Genomic DNA, 19866 nt, shown 5'->3' with positions numbered 1-19866 from the left:
GGCCGAGACAGCGGGGTTAACCCACGGTCTCGGCCTCCCGTTGCAGTCTCGCGGTCAGGAGCGGTCAGGCGCGGTCAGGACATCGAGCGGGCGAAGAACGCGGCGAGCTCGGAGGTCGCGGTGAGCGGAAGCACGGCGGCGACGTACTGGTCGGGGCGCACCACGACCACGACGCCGTCGCGCGAGAGACCGCGCTCGGCGAAGATGTCGACGGTGTTCCACCGGGCGGGCCCGGCGGCGAACACCTTCTCCCAGTCGGTCAGCGCGAGCGGACCCGACTGCGGACGGAAGATCCCCGGCACGGTCGACAGGTCGACCTCGTCGTAGGACTGCGGGTAGATCGCCTTGACGTCGAAGACCGCGTCGAGGTCGGCACCCTCGGGCGTGTGCCGCCGCACGGGCGAGTCCTCGGCCGTGGCCATCCACTCACCCCATTCGGCGAGCGCCGTGCCCGCGGCATCCGCGAAGGCGTACACGCGCCAGCGACCGTCGGCCGTCGCGTGGTGCCCGAGGTGCACGGCGTTGCCGTCGCACACGAGCGTTACGGGAGCGGACTTGAAGCGCTTGCCGAGCGGGAAACCCGTCGCGAGCCCCTGGTGCGCGGCATCCCCGACGATCGAGGACTCGTCGTACTGCGTCATGAACCCCGACGGGAACTCCGCCGTCGCGAGGTAGTGGGTCGCCAGGTCCTGAGGGTCGGAGATCTCCTCGGGCTTGCGCGCCATGAGCGCCGACCACTCGCGGTCGAAGTCGATGAGCTGCTGGGCGACGGGCTGACGCTCGGCCGAGTACGTCGACAGCAGATCGACGCCGCTGCGGCCCGTGAGCACCGAGCCGAGCTTCCAGCCGAGGTTGAAGCCGTCCTGCATCGAGACGTTCATGCCCTGGCCGGCCTTCGCGCTGTGCGTGTGGCACGCGTCGCCCGTGAGGAAGACCCGGGGTGCGCGATCGGAGCCCACCTCGACGTCGTCGAACTTGTCGGTCACGCGGTGCCCGACCTCGTAGACGCTCGACCAGGCGACCTCTTTCACGTCGAGCGTGTAGGGGTGCAGGATGTCGTTCGCCCGCTGGATGACCTCTTCGACGGGCGTCTGGCGCACGCGGTGGTTGTCGTCTTCGGCGACCTCACCGAGGTCGACGTAGATGCGGCTCAGGTAACCGCCCTCGCGCGGGATGTGCAGGATGTTGCCGGCGGCCGAGTTGATCGCGCACTTCGTGCGCCAGTCGGGGAAGTCGGTGTTCACGAGCACATCCATGACACCCCACGCGTGGGCGGAGATGCCGCCGATGTGCTTGCGCCCGATCGCCTCGCGCACCCCGCTGCGCGCGCCGTCGCTGCCGACGACGTATTTCGCACGGATCGTGCGCTCCTGCCCCGCGCGCTCACCCCCGACGAACTTCACGCGCACCTCGACGGGGTACTCCCCCTCGTCGTGCACCGTGAGACCGAGGAACTCGACGCCGTAGTCGGGCACGATGCGCCCTGGACCGTGCGCCGCCGCTTCGGCGAAGTAGTCCAGCACGCGCGCCTGGTTGACGATGAGGTGCGGGAACTCGCTGATGTCGTACGCGTAGTCCTCGGTCCGCGACGTGCGGATGATGTTCTTCGGGTTCTCGGGATCGGCGTTCCAGAAGTTCATGTAGCCGATGTTGTACGCCTCGGCGATGATCCGCTCGGCGAAGCCGAACGCCTGGAACGTCTCGACGCTCCGCGGCTGGATGCCGTCGGCCTGACCGAGCGGCAGCCTCCCTTCGCGGCGCTCGATGATGCGCGTCGCGACGTCGGGGAACTGCGACATCTGCGCCGCCAGGAGCATTCCGGCCGGGCCCGACCCGACGATGAGCACATCCATCTCGTCGGGAAGGTCGGCCGGTCGGTCGAGGCCGATCCCGGCGGCCGGCTGCACGCGCGGATCCTTCGAGACATAGCCGTGGTGATGGAACTGCATGGGTCCTCCTCGCTGTCGTCAGGCTACGGGTCGGCTCACGCCTTGGACAGCCCGTAGATCGGGCTGACCGACTGCTCTTCCTCGTGGTCGGGTCCGAGCGGAATGCCCGAGCGGTCGCGCAGCAGCAGCGTCGCGATGAGCCCGATGACCGTCATGCCGGCCAGGTACCAGGTGACCGAGTCTGTCGTGCCGGTCGTCTGCACGAGCCACTGGGCGATCGTCGGTGCGAAGGCGCCACCGGCGATCGCGCCGATCGCGTACGAGATCGACACACCCGAGAAGCGGATGCTGGCGGGGAAGAGCTCGGAGTAGAGAGCCGCCTGCGGGCCATAGGTGAAGCCGAGGCCGATCGTGAGGATCGCCAGGCCCGCGAAGAGCAGTCCGACGTTGCCCGTGTTGACGAGCGGGAAGAGCGCGAACACGCCGCCCAGCTGCAGGACCCAGCCGATGAGGTACGTCGTGCGGCGGCCGATCTTGTCGGCGATCCAGCCGGCGAACAGCGTCGAGAGCAGCCACGTGACGGCCGAGCCGGTGACAGCCCACAGCACGGGACCGCGCTCGAGCTGCAGCGGACCCTCGGGGTTCGTCGCGTAGCCCTGGATGTAGCCGCCGGTCGTCATGTAGCCGACGGCGTTGTTGCCCGCGAAGACGAGTGCGGCGATGATCACGAGCAGCAGGTGGCGCTTGAACAGCTGCACGATCGGCATCTGCGCCTTCTCCTTGCGCTCGGCGAGCTCGGTGAACACCGGGCTCTCCTCGACCTTGCGACGCACGTAGTAGCCGATGACGATCAGCACGATGCTGAGCAGGAACGGGATGCGCCATCCCCACTCGAGGAACGCGTCACCGGGCGCGATGATCGCCATGAGCGCCATGATGCCCGAGGCCAGCAGGAGGCCGAGCGGCACGCCGATCTGCGGAGCGGCGCCGAAGATGCCACGACGGGTCCGGGGTGCGTGCTCGACCGCCATGAGCACGGCACCGCCCCACTCGCCACCGGCCGAGATTCCCTGCAGGATGCGCAGCAGGATGAGCAGGATCGGAGCGGCGATGCCGATCATCTCGAACGTGGGAAGGACACCGATCAGGGTCGTCGCCGCGCCCATCAGGATGAGGGTGACCATCAGCACGAACTTGCGGCCGTACTTGTCGCCGAAGTGTCCCGCGAGGAACGCGCCGAGCGGGCGGAACAAGAAGCTCACGCCGACGGTCGCGAACGAGATCAGCAGGCTGTTCGCACCGAGGCCCTCGAAGAAGAGCTGGCCGAAGACGAGGCCCGCCGCCGAGGCGTAGACGAAGAAGTCGTACCACTCGACGGTCGTGCCGACGACCGTCGCGAAGACGACGCGTCGGCGGTCTTTGTGTGACGCGATGGTGCCGGTGGGGGTGAAGCCCCCGGCGCGGTCCTGTTCTGGTGTGCTCATCGTCGATGCTCCCGTGTGACGTCGATGTCGGGCAAGGATCCTCGCTTGCCCCTTTCCGACGAATCATATACGATTTCGGATACGACGCAAGAGCGAGGGAGCTCATGACTGACAACATCGCACGCGGAACCCGGAACGAAGACCCCCGGTTCGCCGCGTTGCCCGTCCGCCCGGGCAAGATCATCGCCATTCACCTCAGCTACGCCTCACGCGCGGATCAGCGGGGTCGGCGCCCCGCGCACCCGTCCTATTTCTTCAAGGCGTCCAGCTCGGTCGCCGCGAGCGGCGGCACGGTCGAGCGCCCCGCGGGCACGGAGCTGCTCGCGTTCGAGGCTGAGATCGCGCTCGTGATCGGCGCCCCCGCGCGTCGCGTCTCGATCGACGAGGCCTGGGACCACGTCGCCTTCGTCACGGCGGCCAACGACCTCGGCGTCTACGACCTGCGCGCGAACGACAAGGGCTCCAACGTCCGCTCGAAGGGCGGCGACGGCTTCACGCCCATCGGTCCCGACCGGATCGACGCGCGCGCCGTGACGCCCGATGCCCTCCGTGTCCGCGCGTGGGTCAACGGCGAGATCGCGCAGGATGACACGAGCGCCGGGATGATCTTCCCCCTGACGCAGCTCGTCGCCGACCTGTCGCAGCACTTCACGCTCGAAACGGGCGATGTCATCCTGACCGGAACGCCGGCCGGATCTTCCGTCATCGAGCCCGGCGACGTCGTCGAGATCGAGGTGGACGCGCCCGACGCGGGGCTCACGACCGGTCGCCTGGTCACGACGGTCGTCGCGGGTGACATGCCGTTCGACGCCGAGCTCGGTTCGCTGCCGGCCGTCGACGACACGCAGCGCGCCGAGGCGTGGGGTTCGCGCGAAGCCGCGGGCCTGCCGCCCGCCGATGCCCCCACCCTCTCGCCCGAACTCCGCGCCAAGCTCGAGCGCGTGCCCGTCGCGGGCCTCTCGCAGCAGCTGCGCAAGCGTGGGCTCAACAACGTCACGATCGACGGCGTGCGGCCCCTGCATCCCGAGGCCAAGATCGTCGGCACGGCCAAGACCCTGCGGTTCGTCCCGAGCCGCGAAGACCTCTTCAAGAGCCACGGCGGCGGATACAACGCGCAGAAGCGCACGTTCGACGCCGTCCGTGACGGCGAGGTCATCGTCATCGAGGCGCGCGGCGAGAGCGGCTCGGGCACACTCGGCGACATCCTCGCGATCCGCGCCCATGCCCAAGGGGCAGCCGGCATCGTGACCGACGGCGGCGTGCGCGACATCGACGCCGTCACGGCGGTCGGCATCCCCGTCTACACGACCGGCGCGCACCCGGCCGTGCTCGGCCGCAAGCACGTGCCGTGGGACCACGACATCACGATCGGATGCGGCGGCACGACCGTGCAGCCGGGCGATGTCATCGTCGGCGACGCGGACGGAGTCATCGTGATCCCTCCCGCCCTGGCCGAAGAGGTCGCCGACGCGGCGCTCGCGCAGGAGGACGAAGATGCGTGGGTCGCCGCGCGCGTCGCGGAGGGACACCCCATTGAGGGCCTCTTCCCGATGAACGCCGAGTGGCGCGCACGGTACGACGCGGCGGTGAGCGGATCGTGACGCTCCGAGAGGCGTCGGCGAGCCGTCAGGAGACGACGGGGCTGCAGGAAGCGCAGCCCAGCAAGTCGCAGCTGGCGTACCGGTGGATCAAGGAGCGCATCGCCAGCCAGGAGTTCACGCCCGGCTACCGCCTCGTGCTCAGCACGATCGCCGGTGAGCTGGACATGAGCGTCGTGCCCGTGCGCGAGGCGATCCGCCACCTCGAGGCCGAGGGCCTCGTGATGTTCGAGCGCAACGTCGGCGCACGCGTCTCGATGGTCGACGACTCGCAGTACCGGTACAGCATGCACGCGCTGTCGATCCTCGAGGGTGCGGCGACGGCGTTGTCGGCACGCAGCCTGAGTGTCCAGGACATCCGCCAGGCACGGTCGATCAACGAGCTCATGATCGAGACGCTCGACCATTTCGATCCGCGCGCCTTCACGCGACTCAACCAGGATTTCCACACCGTCCTGTTCTCGACGTGCCCCAATCCGCGCATGACCGATCTCGTGCGCGGCGAATGGGCGCGCCTGGGCCACCTGCGCGATTCGACGTTCAGCTTCGTCCCCGGCCGCGCGGCGCAATCCGTCCGCGAGCACGAGGACATCCTCCACCTCATCGAGACGGGTGCCCCGCTCGACGAGATCGAGAAGACCGCGCGGCGCCACCGCTCGGCCACCCTCGACGCATACATGACACACGAACACCCCGACGAGAGCCTCGGGCTCCCGGCATTCTGACCCCCTCCCGCGAAGGAGCAATCCCATGACCGACACCGTCACGCGCCACGTCCCCACCGACCTGCCCGACCGCATCCAGCACTACATCGACGGCGAGTTCGTCGACTCGGGAGACGGCGACACCTTCGATGTGCTCGACCCCGTCTCGAACGAGGTCTACGTGCAGGCCGCCTCGGGCAAGAAGGCCGACATCGACCGCGCCGTCGCCGCCGCCGACCGCGCATTCCGCGAAGGACCCTGGCCGCGGATGCTGCCGCGCGAGCGGTCGCGGATCCTGCACCGCATCGCCGACCTGGTCGAGTCCCGCGATGCGCGACTCGCCGAGCTGGAATCGTTCGACTCCGGGCTGCCGATCACGCAGGCCCTCGGACAGGCGAGGCGGGCGGCCGAGAACTTCCGGTTCTTCGCCGACCTGATCGTCGCGCAGGCCGACGACACCTACAAAATGCCGGGCCGCCAGATCAACTACGTCAACCGCAAGCCGATCGGCGTCGCGGGGCTCATCACCCCCTGGAACACGCCGTTCATGCTCGAGTCCTGGAAGCTGGGACCCGCTCTCGCCACCGGCAACACCGTCGTGCTGAAGCCCGCGGAGTTCACGCCCCTGTCGGCATCACTGTGGGCCGGAATCTTCGAAGAGGCCGGACTCCCGAAGGGCGTGTTCAACCTCGTCAACGGGCTCGGCGAAGAGGCCGGCGACGCGCTGGTGAAGCACCCCGACGTGCCGCTCATCTCGTTCACGGGCGAGAGCAGCACGGGGCAGCTGATCTTCGGCAACGCCGCGCCGTACCTCAAGGGGCTGTCGATGGAGCTGGGCGGCAAATCCCCCGCCGTGGTCTTCGCCGATGCCGACCTCGACGCCGCGATCGACGCGACGATCTTCGGTGTGTTCTCGCTCAACGGCGAGCGCTGCACGGCAGGCAGCCGCATCCTCGTGCAGCGCGAGGTGTACGACGAGTTCGTCGAGCGGTACGCCGCGCAGGCGAAGCGCGTCGTCGTGGGCTACCCGCACGAGCCCGAGACCGAGGTGGGGGCGCTCGTGCACCCCGAGCACTTCGACAAGGTCATGTCCTACATCGAGATCGGCAAGTCCGAGGGCCGGCTCGTCGCCGGCGGCGGCCGCCCCGAGGGCTTCGACACGGGCAACTTCGTCGCTCCGACGGTGTTCGCCGACGTGGCATCCGATGCCCGCATCTTCCAGGAGGAGATCTTCGGGCCGGTCGTCGCGATCACGCCGTTCGACACCGACGAGGAGGCGCTCGAACTCGCGAACGGTGTGAGGTACGGCCTCGCGGCCTACGTCTGGACGAACGACCTCAAGCGCGCACACAACTTCGCGCAGGCGATCGAGGCCGGCATGGTCTGGCTCAATTCCAACAACGTGCGGGATCTGCGCACGCCGTTCGGCGGCGTCAAAGCCTCGGGCCTCGGCCATGAAGGCGGCTACCGCTCGATCGATTTCTACACCGACCAGCAGGCCGTGCACATCACGCTCGGCAAGGTGCACAACCCGACGTTCGGCAAGCAGTCGCCGAAAGCCGAGATCACCGAGGCGTCCGAAGACGCCGAGTCCTGACATCCGACACGACAAGCAAGGAAGCTGACATGACCCACCGTGACGACATGACCCTGACCTCCTCGGGCTTCTTCGTGAGCCAGGAGGCGCCGATCCACTCCGACGATCCCGTCCCGACCCCCTCCGCGCCGGCGCCCGACATCCTGCGGTGCGCCTACATGGAGCTCGTCGTGACCGACCTCGCCGCTTCGCGCGACTTCTATGTCGACGTGCTCGGCCTCACCGTGACGGCCGAGGACGACGACGCCGTCTACCTGCGCTCGCTCGAGGAGTTCATCCACCACAACCTCGTGCTGCGCCAGGGCCCCGTCGCCGCCGTCGCCGCGTTCTCGTACCGCGTGCGCACGTCGGAGGACCTCGACAAGGCGGTCGCGTTCTACGAAGAGCTCGGCTGCGACGTGCGCCGCAATCCCGAGGGCTTCACGAAGGGCATCGGCGACTCCGTGCGGGTCACCGATCCGCTGGGCTTCCCGTACGAGTTCTTCCACGACGTCGAGCACGTCGAGCGGCTCGCCTGGCGCTACGACCTGTACACGCCCGGTGCGCTCGTGCGGCTGGACCACTTCAACCAGGTGACCCCCGACGTGCCGCGTGCTGTGAAGTTCATGCAGGACCTCGGCTTCCGCGTCACGGAGGACATCCAGGACGAAGAGGGCACGGTCTACGCGGCATGGATGCGTCGCAAGCCGACCGTGCACGACACCGCCATGACCGGCGGAGACGGCCCTCGCATGCACCACGTCGCCTTCTCGACGCACGAGAAGCACAACATCCTCGCCATCTGCGACAAGCTCGGCGCCCTGCGGCAGTCGGATCGCATCGAACGCGGCCCGGGCCGGCACGGAGTCTCGAACGCGTTCTACCTCTACCTGCGCGACCCCGACGGGCACCGCGTCGAGATCTACACGCAGGACTACTACACCGGCGACCCCGACAACCCCGTCGTGACGTGGGACGTGCACGACAACCAGCGTCGCGACTTCTGGGGCAACCCCGTCGTTCCGTCGTGGTACACCGAGGCGTCGCTCGTGCTCGACCTCGACGGCAATCCGCAGCCGCTGGTCGCGCGCGAGGAGGAGAGCGAGATGGCAGCGACGATCGGCGCCGACGGGTTCTCCTACACGCGCCGCGACGAGGGCGAGGAATCGATGCCCGATTACAAGAAGGGCGAGTTCAAGCTGGGCAACCAGCTCTGAGCCCCCACCCGTCCGGTCGCTGAGCTTGCCGAAGCGTCGACCCTTCGGCAAGCTCAGGGACCACCCTTCGGCAAGCTCAGGGACCACCAAGCTCAGGGACCGGTGGAGAGACCAGTGGACGCGATGAACACCAAGGAGGACGGATGCTGGACCCAGAAGTGATCGCCGCGATCGCGGACGAACTCGCCGAAGCAGATCGCACGCACGGCGTGATCCCGCGGATCACGGCGCGCTACCCCGACGCGACGATCGAGGATTCCTACGCGATCCAGGGCGTGTGGCGTGACAAGAGCATCGCGGCCGGGCGCCGCCTCGTGGGCCGCAAGATCGGACTGACGTCGAAGGCCATGCAGGATGCCACCGGCATCACCGAGCCCGATTACGGCGTCATGTTCGACGACACCGTGTATGCGACGGGCGCGGACATCCCCGCTGACCACTTCTCGAACATCCGCATCGAGGTCGAGCTCGCGTTCGTGCTGAAAGAGCCGCTCGCGGGCCCGGACTGCACGCTCGAGGACGCCCTCGCTGCGATCGATTACGCCGTGCCCGCCCTCGAGGTGCTGAACTCGCACATCGAGATGGAGGGGCGCACGATCGTCGATACGATCGCCGACAACGCCGCGTACGGCGCCATGGTGCTCGGCGACGTGCACAAGCGCCCCGACGAGATCGACCTGCGCTGGGTGCCGGGCGTGCTCGCGCGCAACGGCGAGATCATCGAGACGGGTGTCGCGATGGGCGTGCTCGGGCACCCCGCGACGGGCGTCGCGTGGCTCGCGAACAAGTTCCACCAGCACGGCGCGCGTCTCGAGGCGGGCGAGCTTATCCTCGCGGGATCGTTCACGCGCCCGATGTGGGTTTCGCGCGGCGACGAGGTGCGCTGCGACTTCGGACCGATGGGAGTGATCGAATGCCGCTTCGTCTGACGCCGACCTTCCGCGACCGGCTCGGCGAAGCCACGCGCCCGCTCGCGGGCATGTGGATCTGCTCGGGCTCGCCGCTGGTCGCCGAGATCGGCGCCGGCTCTGGCCTGGACTGGCTGCTGATCGACATGGAGCATTCCCCCAACGGGCTCGAATCCGTACTCGCGCAGCTGCATGCCGTGTCGGCGTACCCGGCGACTCCCGTCGTGCGGGTGCCGATCGGCGACGTCGTGACGATCAAGCAGGTGCTCGACCTCGGTGCGCAGAACCTTCTGGTGCCGATGATCTCGTCGGCCGACGAAGCCCGCGAGGTCGTCGAGGCCGTGCGGTATCCGCCACGCGGCCGACGGGGCGTCGGGTCGGCGCTCGCGCGCTCGGCCCGCTGGAACCGCATCGACGACTACCTCGCGAACGCTGACGACCACGTCTCGCTGTACGTGCAGATCGAGACGGCGGCCGGTGTCGACGCCGCTGCCGAGATCGCGGCGGTCGACGGGGTGGACGGCGTCTTCGTGGGCCCGAGCGACCTCGCGGCATCCATGGGTCTTCTCGGACAGCAGACGCATCCCGACGTCGTCGCCGGTGTGCACCGCGCGTTCGAGGCGGTGAACGCCGCCGGAAAGCCCGTCGGCGTCAACGCCTTCGACCCGGGCGCCGCCCAGTCCTACCTCGATGCGGGCGCCGCTTTCGTGTTGGTCGGCGCCGACGTGGCGCTGCTCGCTCGCGGATCCGAAGCCCTCGCCGCACGGTGGAGCGCGGGCGGCGAAGGGGAGCGCGCCTCGTACTGAAGCCTCTTCCACTGACCCCACGGTTCCGATATCGTCCGGGGCATGACGCCCGCCATCGGTGTTGACGGTCCGGCTTCCGACGCTCTGCTGAAGGTCGGCAGGTTCTTCACGCGGTGGGAGGAGACATCCGACGGGCGTGCCGTGTTCCGTGAGGGCGGGCGCGAAGGAGACGCGTTCTACCGCGAGCGCTGGAGCCACGACAAGGTCGTCCGTTCGACGCACGGCGTCAACTGCACGGGCTCGTGCTCGTGGAAGGTCTACGTCAAAGACGGCATCATCACGTGGGAGGCGCAGCAGACCGACTACCCGTCGGTCGGCCCCGATCGCCCTGAATACGAGCCCCGCGGTTGCCCCCGCGGGGCTGCTTTTTCGTGGTACACCTACTCGCCGACGCGCGTGCGCTACCCGTACGTGCGCGGTGTTCTGCTCGAGGAGTACCGCAGAGCGAAGGCGCGCACGGGCGATCCCGTCCTCGCCTTCGGCGAAGTGACGAAAGATCCCGAGACCCGGCAGGAGTACCAGCGCGCGCGGGGCAAGGGCGGTCTCGTACGGGCATCGTGGCGCGAGGCGGTCGAGCTCGTGGCGGCCGGTTACGTCCACACGATCAAGGAGTACGGTCCCGACCGGGTCGCCGGGTTCTCGCCGATCCCCGCCATGTCGATGGTGTCGCACTGCATCGGCACGCGATTCACCCAGCTCGTCGGCGGCGTCATGACGTCGTTCTACGACTGGTACGCCGATCTGCCGGTCGCCAGCCCCCAGGTGTTCGGCGACCAGACCGACGTGCCCGAGTCGGGTGACTGGTGGGATGCCACCTACCTCATGATGTGGGGCTCGAACGTGCCCGTCACGCGCACCCCCGACGCGCACTGGATGGCCGAAGTGCGCTACCGCGGCACGAAGGTCGTGACGGTCTCGCCCGACTACGCCGACAACACGAAGTTCGCCGACGAGTGGCTGCCCTGCCAGGCGGGCACCGACGCGGCGCTGGCGATGGCGATGGGGCACGTGATCCTCAAGGAGCGCTACGTCGACCAGCGCGTGCCGTTCTTCGTCGACTTCGCCCGCACCTACACCGACCTGCCGCACCTCATCACGCTCGTGCCGCACGCGAGCGGCGGTCTCGTGCCCGGCAAGTTCCTCACGGCCGCCGACCTCGGCGAGACGGCGCCCGAGGACGCCTGGAAGACGGTCGTGCTGGATGCCGCGTTGGGCGAGCCGCGCGTGCCGAACGGCTCGCTGGGGTTCCGCTATGCCGAGTCGGGCGAAGGCCGGTGGAACCTCGACCTCGGCGACGTGCTGCCGGCGCTGTCGGTGCGCGACGCGAAGGTCGCGGAAGAGCCCACCGAGGTGCTCTTCCCCCGGTTCGACGCCCCCGACGGCTCGGGCGACGTGCTGCGCCGCGGAGTGCCGGCGACCCGGGTGAACGGCGTGCTCGTGACGACGGTGCTCGACCTCATGCTCGGGCAGTACGGCGTCGGCCGCGACGGGCTGCCGGGCGACTGGCCGACGGGCTACGACGACGCCTCGACCCCCTACACCCCCGCGTGGCAGGAGGACATCACGGGCGTTCCCGCCGAGGCGTGCACGCGCATCGCGCGCGAGCTCGCGCAGAACTCGGCCGAGTCCAACGGCCGCACGATGATCATCATGGGCGCCGGGATCTGCCAGTGGTTCCACGGCGACGCGACGTATCGGTCGATCCTCGCGCTGCTGATCCTCACCGGCGCGATGGGGCGCAACGGCGGCGGATGGGCCCACTACGTCGGCCAGGAGAAGTGCCGCCCCATCACGGGCTGGCTGTCGCTCGCGAACGCCCTGGACTGGGCGCGCCCGCCGCGCACGATGATCGGCACGGCCTACTGGTACATGCACACCGACCAGTGGCGCTTCGACGGATACGCCGCGGATGCGCTGGCCTCACCGCTGCACGAGGGCAACCTCACCGGCATGCACACCGCGGACACGATCGCGCAGTCCGCGCGCCTGGGGTGGATGCCGTTCTATCCGCAGTACGACGCGAACCCGCTCGATCTGGCCGATGAGGCCGCTGCCGCCGTCGATGCGGGCGAAGCGAAGGATGCCGCATCCTATGTCTCGTCGCGGCTCGTCGACGGCACCCTCAAGACCGCGATCTCCGACATCGACGCGCCCTCGTCATGGCCCCGTCTGCTCACCCTGTGGCGGTCGAACCTGATGGGCTCATCGGCCAAGGGCAACGAGTACTTCCTCAAGCACCTGCTCGGCACCCACCACAACGTGATGGGCGCCGAAGAGGCGACCATCCGGCCGCAAGAGGTGGCCTGGCGCGACGAGGCCCCCGAGGGCAAGCTCGATCTGCTCGTCTCGGCCGACTTCCGCATGACGTCGACGACGCTGCTCTCCGACGTCGTCTTTCCCGCCGCCACCTGGTACGAGAAGCACGACCTGTCGTCGACCGACATGCACCCCTTCGTGCACGCCTTCACCCCCGCGATCGACCCGCCCTGGGAGGCGCGCAGCGACTTCGACCTGTTCCACGCGGTCGCGCGCGAATTCTCCGAGATGGCCAAGACGCACCTCGGTGTGCGCCGCGACATCGTGTCGGTGCCCGTCCAGCACGACACCCCCGGAGAGACGGCGCAGCCCGGTGGCGTCGTGCGCGATTGGGCGCGCGGTGAGGTTCCGCCGATCCCGGGCACGACGATGCCGGCGCTGGCTGTCGTCGAGCGCGACTACACGGCGGTCGCCGACAAGCTCGCGACGGTCGGACCGCTCGCCGACAGCGCCGGGTTCACGATCAAGAACGTCACCTACGACGTGTCGGCCGAGGTCGGACTCCTGGCGCAGAAGAACGGGGTCATGCTCGGCGGCGCGGGCGACGGGCGGCCCGCGATCGACACCGACGTCAAGATGGCCGAGGCGATCCTGGCATTCTCGGGCACGACCAACGGCGAACTCGCGGTGCAGGGCTTCACGACGCTCGAGAAGCGGGTCGGCAAGAAGCTGCACGATCTCGCCGAGGGGTCGGAGGAGAAGCGCATCACCTTCGCGATGACGCAGGCCGCTCCCATGCCCGTCATCACCTCACCGGAATGGTCGGGGTCCGAGACCGGCGGCCGGCGCTACGCCCCCTTCACCGTCAACATCGAGCGGCTCAAGCCCTTCCACACCCTGACGGGACGCATGCACTTCTACCTCGACCACGACTGGATGCGCGATCTCGGCGAAGCCCTGCCGATCTACCGACCACCGCTGGACATGCACCGCCTGTTCGGCGAGCCCAAGCTCGGGCCCGACGGACGTCAGCAGGTGGTCGTGCGCTATCTCACGCCGCACTCGAAGTGGTCGATCCATTCGGAGTACCAGGACAACCTGTTCATGCTGTCGCTCTCGCGCGGCGGGCCGACCGTGTGGATGAGCCCCGCGGATGCCGCGGCGATCGGCGCCGCCGACAACGAATGGGTCGAGTGCGTCAACTCCAACGGCGTTCTCGTCGCCCGCGCGATCGTCTCGCACCGAATGCCCGAAGGCGTCGTCTACGTGCATCACGCGCAGGAGCGCACGATCGACGTGCCGAAATCCGAGGCGACGGGCCGGCGCGGCGGCATCCACAATTCGGTGACGCGTTTGCTCGTGAAGCCGACGCACCTCATCGGCGCATACGCGCAGCTCTCGTACGCGTTCAACTACCTGGGCCCGACGGGCAACCAGCGCGACATGACGGCGACGATCCGCCGTCGCAGCCAGGAGGTGACCTACTGATGCGTGTCATGGCCCAGATGGGCATGGTGATGAACCTCGACAAGTGCATCGGATGCCACACCTGCTCGGTCACGTGCAAACAGGCCTGGACCAACCGGGCCGGCACCGAGTACGTGTGGTTCAACAACGTCGAGACCCGACCGGGGCAGGGGTATCCGCGACGGTACGAGGACCAGGAGACCTGGCGCGGCGGGTGGACCGTCACCAAGCGCGGACGCCTCAAGCTGCGCACGGGTTCCCGGCTCAGCCGGCTGCTCACGATCTTCTCGTCGCCCGTGCAGCCCAAGCTCGAGGACTACTACGAACCCTGGACGTACGACTACCGCACCCTCATCGATGCGCCGCTCGGCGACGATTTTCCCGTCGCGCGGCCGAAGTCTCTCATCACGGGCGAAGACACCCAGATAACGTGGTCGGCCAACTGGGACGACGACCTCGGCGGCGCGACCGAGATGGGCCATCTCGATCCGATGGTCGAGAAGGTGCGGCGCGAGTCCGAGGACAAGATCAAGTTCCAGTTCGAGCAGACGTTCATGTTCTACCTGCCGCGAATCTGCGAGCACTGTCTCAACCCGTCGTGCATGGCGTCGTGCCCGTCGGGGGCGATCTACAAGCGCAGCGAAGACGGCATCGTGCTCGTCGATCAGGACCGCTGCCGCGGCTGGCGCATGTGCATCACGGGCTGCCCGTACAAGAAGATCTACTTCAACCACAAGACCGGCAAAGCCGAGAAGTGCACCCTGTGCTATCCGCGGCTCGAGGTGGGCCTGCCGACGGTGTGCTCCGAGACGTGCGTGGGGCGCCTGCGATACCTCGGGCTCTTCCTCTACGACGCCGACCGGGTCACCGCCGCCGCCGCGACCCCCGACGAACGCGACCTGTACGAAGCGCAGCTCGATCTCATACTCGACCCCGACGACCCCGAGGTCATCGCGCAGGCTCGCGCAGACGGGATCCCCGACGACTGGATGGATGCCGCGCGCCGATCCCCCGTCTACATCCTCGCCAAGAAGCACAAGGTCGCGCTGCCCCTTCACCCCGAGTACCGCACGATGCCGATGGTCTGGTACATCCCGCCGCTGTCGCCCATCGTCGACCTGCTGAGCGAGCAGGGCCACGACGCCGAGTCGGCCGGCACCCTGTTCGGCGCGATCGAGGCGCTGCGGATCCCGGTCGAATACCTCGCCGAGATGTTCACCGCCGGCGACACCGCCGTCGTGACGGAGGTGCTGCGCAAGCTCGCCGCGATGCGCGCGTACCTGCGCGACATGACGCTCGAGCGCGAACTCGACGAGTCGATCCCCGCGTCGGTCGGCATGGACGGCGAATCGATCTACGCGATGTACCGGCTGCTGGCGATCGCGAAATACGAGGACCGGTACGTCATTCCCACGGCCCACTACGAGCAGGCGCACGAGCTCGAGGAGCTCGGCTGCTCGCTCGACTTCGACGGCGGCCCGTACGAGAGCGCGTCGGGACCGTTCGGCGAGGCGAGCGGCCTGCCGACCCCCGTCGCGGTCGAGACCTTCCAGGCGCTGCAGGAGCGACAGACCTCCGGCGCGATGGCCAGCGGCGAACAGCTGCGCGGTCGCGTCAACCTGCTCAACTGGGACGGCAACGGCAGCCCCGACGGGCTGTTCCCCGAGCGCGGCGCCGACGGCGGGACGCCGACATGAATCGCGCCGTCGTCTATCAGGCCGCCTCGATCGTGCTGAGCTATCCCGACGACGACATCCTCGCCCTGCGGGAGGTCGTGCGCCGCGCGCTCGACGAGTCGGCGCGGGGTGCATCCGCCTCCTTCGCTCCCCTGCTGGAGTGGTGGGATGCCTCGACGCCCGAGGCCGTGCAGACCTCCTATGTCGACACGTTCGACATGTCCAAGCGGCACGCGCTGTACCTGTCGTACTGGACCGACGGCGACACGCGTCGGCGCGGACAGGTTCTCGCCGACCTCAAGCGCCGCTTCCGTGAGCAGGGCCTGGAGATCTCGGGCACGGGCGAGCTGCCCGATCACGTGCCCCTCGTGCTGGAATTCGCCGGCAGCAGGCCCGAAGCGGGGGCAGCGCTTCTGCAGGAGTACCGCGCGAGCCTCGAGCTCATCCGCCTCGCCCTCGCCGAGCGCGCATCACCGTATGCGGGCGTCGTCGCGGCGGTCTGCGCGACGCTGCCCGGACGGTCGCCGCAGGACCGGCAGCAGGCGATGGCGATGGCCGCCCAGGGCCCGCCGACGGAGACCGTGGGCTTGGACGCGTACGACCCGAGACTCCTGCCGATGGCGAGCGGAGGGCGCTGATGGATCTGTTCCTGTGGGGCATCCTGCCGTACATCATGGTGGCGATCCTCGTCGGCGGCCTGATCTGGCGCTACCGCTACGACCAGTTCGGCTGGACGACCCGCTCCTCGGAGCTGTACGAATCGCGGCTGCTGCGAATCGGGTCGCCGCTGTTCCACTTCGGCATCCTCGTCGTCGTGATCGGCCACGTGATCGGGCTGGTCATCCCCGAGTCCTGGACAGCGGCGGCCGGCGTGACCGAGGACACGTACCACGTCGTCGCCCTCAGTCTGGGCGGCGTCGCGGGCTTCGCGACGTTCGTGGGCATCGGCATCCTCATCTACCGGCGCCGCACGACGGGGCCCGTCTTCATGGCCACGACGAAGAACGACAAGCTGATGTACGTCGTGCTCCTCGCGGCGATCGTCGCCGGGCTCGCGACGACCGTCATCAGCGTCTTCGACCCGCATCCCGACCAGAACTACCGCGAGACGGTGTCGCCCTGGTTCCGGTCGCTGTTCGTCTTCCAACCGCAGATCGAGGCGATGGCGGCTGCGCCCTTCGCGTTCCACCTGCACACGCTCATCGGCATGGCGCTGTTCATCATCTGGCCCTTCACGCGGCTCGTGCACGCCTTCACCGCACCCGTGCACTATCTCTTCCGCCCCTACATCGTCTACCGCTCCCGAGATGCACGCCCGACGACCGCGGGCGCGACGAAACGCGCCTGGGCGCCCATCGGGACCCCCGATCGCGGCGAGCGCCGACCGAGCCGACGGAGACGTCGATGAGCGCCCCGGCGCCCGCCGCCGACGCGCTGCCCGGCCGCGGGCGCAACCTGGGACTGGCGCTGCTGGCCTTCACGATGACCTTCTGGGCCTGGAACATCATCGGCCCGCTCGGGGTGAGGTACGCCGACGAGCTCGACCTCACCCCGACGCAGCTGTCGGTCCTCATCGCGACCCCCGTGCTCGTCGGGTCGCTGGGGCGCATCGTCACGGGTGCTCTGACCGATCGCTTCGGCGGCCGCGCCATGTTCACGATCTTCACCGCGATCTCGGCCGTCCCCGTGCTGCTGGTGCTGTGGGCGGGCGAGTCCGGCTCGTACGCCCTGCTCATCGTCGTCGGCTTCGTGCTCGGCATCGCCGGGACCACGTTCGCGATCGGCATCCCGTTCGTCAACGCGTGGTATCCGCCCGCCAAACGCGGCTACGCGACGGGCCTGTTCGGCGCGGGAATGGGCGGCACGGCCCTGTCGGCGTTCTTCACACCGCGGATGGTGCAGTGGTGGGGATACACCGCGACGCACATCGCGATCGCGGGCGCGCTGCTCGTCGTCGCCGTCATCGTGTGGTTCGGGATGAAGGACTCCCCCGCGTGGAAACCCAATCGCGACCGCGTCGTGCCCAAGCTCGCGGGTGCCGGCAAGCTCGCCGTCACCTGGCAGATGGCCTTCCTGTACGCCGTGACGTTCGGCGGCTTCGTCGCCTTCTCGACCTATCTGCCGACCTACCTCAAAGAGGTGTACGGCTTCGACCTCGCCGACGCGGGTGCGCGCACGGCGGGATTCGCGATCGCCGCCGTCGTCGCGCGTCCCATCGGCGGATGGCTCTCGGACCGGATCGGTCCCGCCACGATCCTGGGCATCTCGCTCGGCGGCGCGGCCGTCATGGCGGTCGTCATCTCGCTCAAACCTCCTCCCGAGCTGCTCGCCGGGGCGACCTTCGTCGGGATGGCGGTCTTCCTGGGGCTGGGGACCGGAGCCGTGTTCACGTGGGTCGCGCAGCGGGCTCCCGCCGAGCGCGTCGGATCCGTGACCGGCATCGTCGGGGCGGCGGGCGGCCTCGGCGGCTACTTCCCGCCGCTGGTGATGGGTGCGACGTACGACACGGCGACGCACAGCTATACGACGGGACTCCTGCTGCTGTGCGCGACGGCGATCGTGGCGCTCGCCTTCACGATCTTCCTCGGAGCCCGCTCGCGGCAGCGTCGTCCCTGAGCGATCGGCGTCAACGGCCGAGCATGCGCAGTTGCAGCATCGCGGTGAACCGCGCATCAGCGTCGCCGAGGTCGAGCCGGCCGACCTCGGCAGCCTTGCGCAGCCGGTAGCGGAACGTGTTGGGATGCACGAACATCGTCGCCGCCGCACGCCCGACGTCACCGAAGTGGTCCAGCCACGCACTCAGGGTCGCGACGAGGTGGCCGCCCGCGCGATCATCGTGCTCGACCAGGCGCGCGACGGCGCCCGTCACGACGTCACCGCGCGCCGCGACGAGATCCCTCAACTCCAAGAGCAGCGATTCGGTCAGCACATCCGCCATGCGCGCGACGAGGCGCACGGGGCGGTCATCGGACGGCGGATGCTGCTCGCGGAGCACCCGCAGCACGCGCTGTGCCGCGGCGCGCGACCGCGCGACACCGGCGATGTCGTCGGCGCACGGGCCGACGGCGATGACGGCCGGCATGCGCGTGCCCACGCGCTCGAGGAAATCCCGGGCGATCCGCACGGCGCGCACCTGGTCGTCATCGCCCGCGACGGGGAGCAGACCGTAGACGGTGTCGCCCACGAGCGCCGCGGCCGAGCCCGGCCGCACCGCCGACAGGTGCACGGCGAGCGCATCGGCGAAGCGCTCCCGGTCGGCGAGGAGCTGCTGGTCATCCCGTGACGCCCCGTTCGGCGTCGCCGCCGTGAGGGATGCCGCCACGACGCTGACCGGCTCGCCCGCCAGACTCAAGCGCGCGAGGGCGTCACGCGCACCGGCGCCGCCCTCGAGCGCCGTGCTCACGAGCTCGGCGCGCAGGCGCCGCTGCACGTCGGCGCCCGCGCGCACGCGCAGCAGATGGAGCGCCACGAGCTTCGCCGCATCGCGCAGGGTCGCGACGCGCTCGTCGGTGAGCGGCCCGTCCATCGCCGCCCAGATCGAGCCGAGCATCTCATCGCCCGCGCGCACGGCGATCGCGACGCGCTGCGTCGTGACGCCCTCTCCGAGCTGGATCGGATCGATCACGACGGGATGGTCGTGACGGTACAGCTCGCGGAACACCCCGAGCTCGGTCAGCGTCCGGGCGTAGCGCTCGGGCACCTGGCGCCCGATGATCGTCTCGGCGCGCGAGGGGTCGGCCTCGTCCTGTCGTCCCGAGAAGGCGAGCACACGCGATGAGCGGTCTTCGATCGTGATGGGGGCGTCGAGCAGTGCCGCGATGGCGTTCGCGACCGCGAAGAGGTCCCCTGAAGGAAGCCCGCCAAGCGATTCGATCTGCTCTTCGCCGACGTCGTCTTCGGCCAGGAGCGACCGCAGCAGGGCCGCGAGCTGCGTCCAGGTCGCACCGCGCGCCAATCCGAGCAGCGTGACGCCCCGTCGATCCGCCGCGGCGCGCACGGCGTCGGTCACCGGAACGGGTGAACGCACGACGACGGCCGCGATCGAGCGCGGCGCGAGGTCGTCGAGCAGCGCCGTCAGGCCCGCGGCATCCTGGATACCGATCCCCAGAACGATCGCGTGCTCGGGGTAGACGGGTTCGTCGGCGGGGTCATGGATGACGACACCTCCGACGAGCCGCGCCGCGTCGATGCCGCCGTGCGCGATCTCGAGCAGCGTGATGCCGAGGTCGTCGTAGATGCGGCCGAGACTGGACCGCGCGAAGCCGTGCTCCGGAGCGGATGTCAT

General features: G+C 69.1%; 14 protein-coding genes. 11 read left to right on the top strand and 3 right to left on the bottom strand.

The window, feature by feature from the left end; translation table 11 throughout:
* Positions 1–74 precede the first annotated feature (74 nt).
* Together ACFC3F_RS10630 and ACFC3F_RS10625 are read right to left on the bottom strand one after the other, a co-directional pair.
* Entirely contained in the window at positions 75–1949 is a 1875-nt protein-coding gene (locus ACFC3F_RS10630) for an FAD-dependent monooxygenase (protein ID WP_376129210.1), read from the bottom strand.
* A 35-nt stretch (positions 1950–1984) separates the two neighbouring features.
* Positions 1985–3373, bottom strand: a complete 1389-nt coding sequence (locus ACFC3F_RS10625; RefSeq protein WP_376129209.1) for an MFS transporter — start codon at positions 3371–3373, stop codon at positions 1985–1987.
* A 104-nt stretch (positions 3374–3477) separates the two neighbouring features.
* Here ACFC3F_RS10625 and ACFC3F_RS10620 point away from each other — a divergent pair, with 104 nt between their 5' ends.
* The 11 genes from ACFC3F_RS10620 (at position 3478) to ACFC3F_RS10570 (ending at position 18197) form a co-directional block, all read left to right on the top strand.
* Positions 3478–4974, top strand: a complete 1497-nt coding sequence (locus tag ACFC3F_RS10620; protein ID WP_376129207.1) for a fumarylacetoacetate hydrolase family protein — start codon at positions 3478–3480, stop codon at positions 4972–4974.
* A 41-nt stretch (positions 4975–5015) separates the two neighbouring features.
* A complete protein-coding gene (locus ACFC3F_RS10615; RefSeq protein WP_376129212.1) occupies positions 5016–5696 on the top strand; it encodes a GntR family transcriptional regulator in 681 nt (226 codons plus the stop codon).
* A 25-nt stretch (positions 5697–5721) separates the two neighbouring features.
* The gene (gene hpaE / locus ACFC3F_RS10610; protein WP_376129205.1) at positions 5722–7272 is read left to right on the top strand and encodes a 5-carboxymethyl-2-hydroxymuconate semialdehyde dehydrogenase; all 1551 of its coding nucleotides are present in this window, start codon (positions 5722–5724) and stop codon (positions 7270–7272) included.
* A 29-nt stretch (positions 7273–7301) separates the two neighbouring features.
* Entirely contained in the window at positions 7302–8468 is a 1167-nt protein-coding gene (gene hpaD, locus ACFC3F_RS10605; protein WP_376129204.1) for a 3,4-dihydroxyphenylacetate 2,3-dioxygenase, read from the top strand.
* A gap of 143 nt (positions 8469–8611) precedes the next feature.
* Positions 8612–9397: a 2-keto-4-pentenoate hydratase gene (locus ACFC3F_RS10600; protein ID WP_376129203.1), complete on the top strand. Its 786-nt coding sequence runs from the start codon at positions 8612–8614 to the stop codon at positions 9395–9397.
* Complete coding sequence (locus tag ACFC3F_RS10595; protein ID WP_376129201.1) at positions 9382–10182, top strand: HpcH/HpaI aldolase/citrate lyase family protein; 801 nt, start codon at positions 9382–9384, stop codon at positions 10180–10182. The genes ACFC3F_RS10600 and ACFC3F_RS10595 overlap by 16 nt, the downstream gene beginning before the upstream one ends.
* Before the next feature lie 42 nt (positions 10183–10224).
* Positions 10225–13926: a nitrate reductase subunit alpha gene (locus tag ACFC3F_RS10590; RefSeq protein WP_376129200.1), complete on the top strand. Its 3702-nt coding sequence runs from the start codon at positions 10225–10227 to the stop codon at positions 13924–13926.
* A complete protein-coding gene (gene narH, locus ACFC3F_RS10585) occupies positions 13926–15602 on the top strand; it encodes a nitrate reductase subunit beta (protein ID WP_376129198.1) in 1677 nt (558 codons plus the stop codon). The genes ACFC3F_RS10590 and narH overlap by 1 nt, the downstream gene beginning before the upstream one ends.
* Complete coding sequence (gene narJ, locus ACFC3F_RS10580) at positions 15599–16219, top strand: nitrate reductase molybdenum cofactor assembly chaperone (RefSeq protein ID WP_376129196.1); 621 nt, start codon at positions 15599–15601, stop codon at positions 16217–16219. The genes narH and narJ overlap by 4 nt, the downstream gene beginning before the upstream one ends.
* Positions 16219–16989: a respiratory nitrate reductase subunit gamma gene (gene narI / locus ACFC3F_RS10575; protein WP_376129195.1), complete on the top strand. Its 771-nt coding sequence runs from the start codon at positions 16219–16221 to the stop codon at positions 16987–16989. Before narJ ends, narI begins: the two co-directional genes overlap by 1 nt.
* Positions 16986–18197 carry a nitrate/nitrite transporter gene (locus ACFC3F_RS10570; protein ID WP_376129193.1) on the top strand — a complete coding sequence of 404 codons (1212 nt, stop codon included), beginning with the start codon at positions 16986–16988 and terminating at the stop codon, positions 18195–18197. Before narI ends, ACFC3F_RS10570 begins: the two co-directional genes overlap by 4 nt.
* 10 nt (positions 18198–18207) lie before the next feature.
* Here ACFC3F_RS10570 and ACFC3F_RS10565 read toward each other — a convergent pair whose 3' ends face one another.
* Entirely contained in the window at positions 18208–19866 is a 1659-nt protein-coding gene (locus ACFC3F_RS10565; RefSeq protein ID WP_376129192.1) for a PucR family transcriptional regulator, read from the bottom strand.

This window comes from Microbacterium sp. NPDC055910, from assembly GCF_042271185.1.
In the GTDB taxonomy this organism is placed as follows: domain Bacteria; phylum Actinomycetota; class Actinomycetes; order Actinomycetales; family Microbacteriaceae; genus Microbacterium.
Note: the sequence above shows the minus strand (reverse complement) of the source record. Positions and strands in the feature narration are given on the sequence as shown.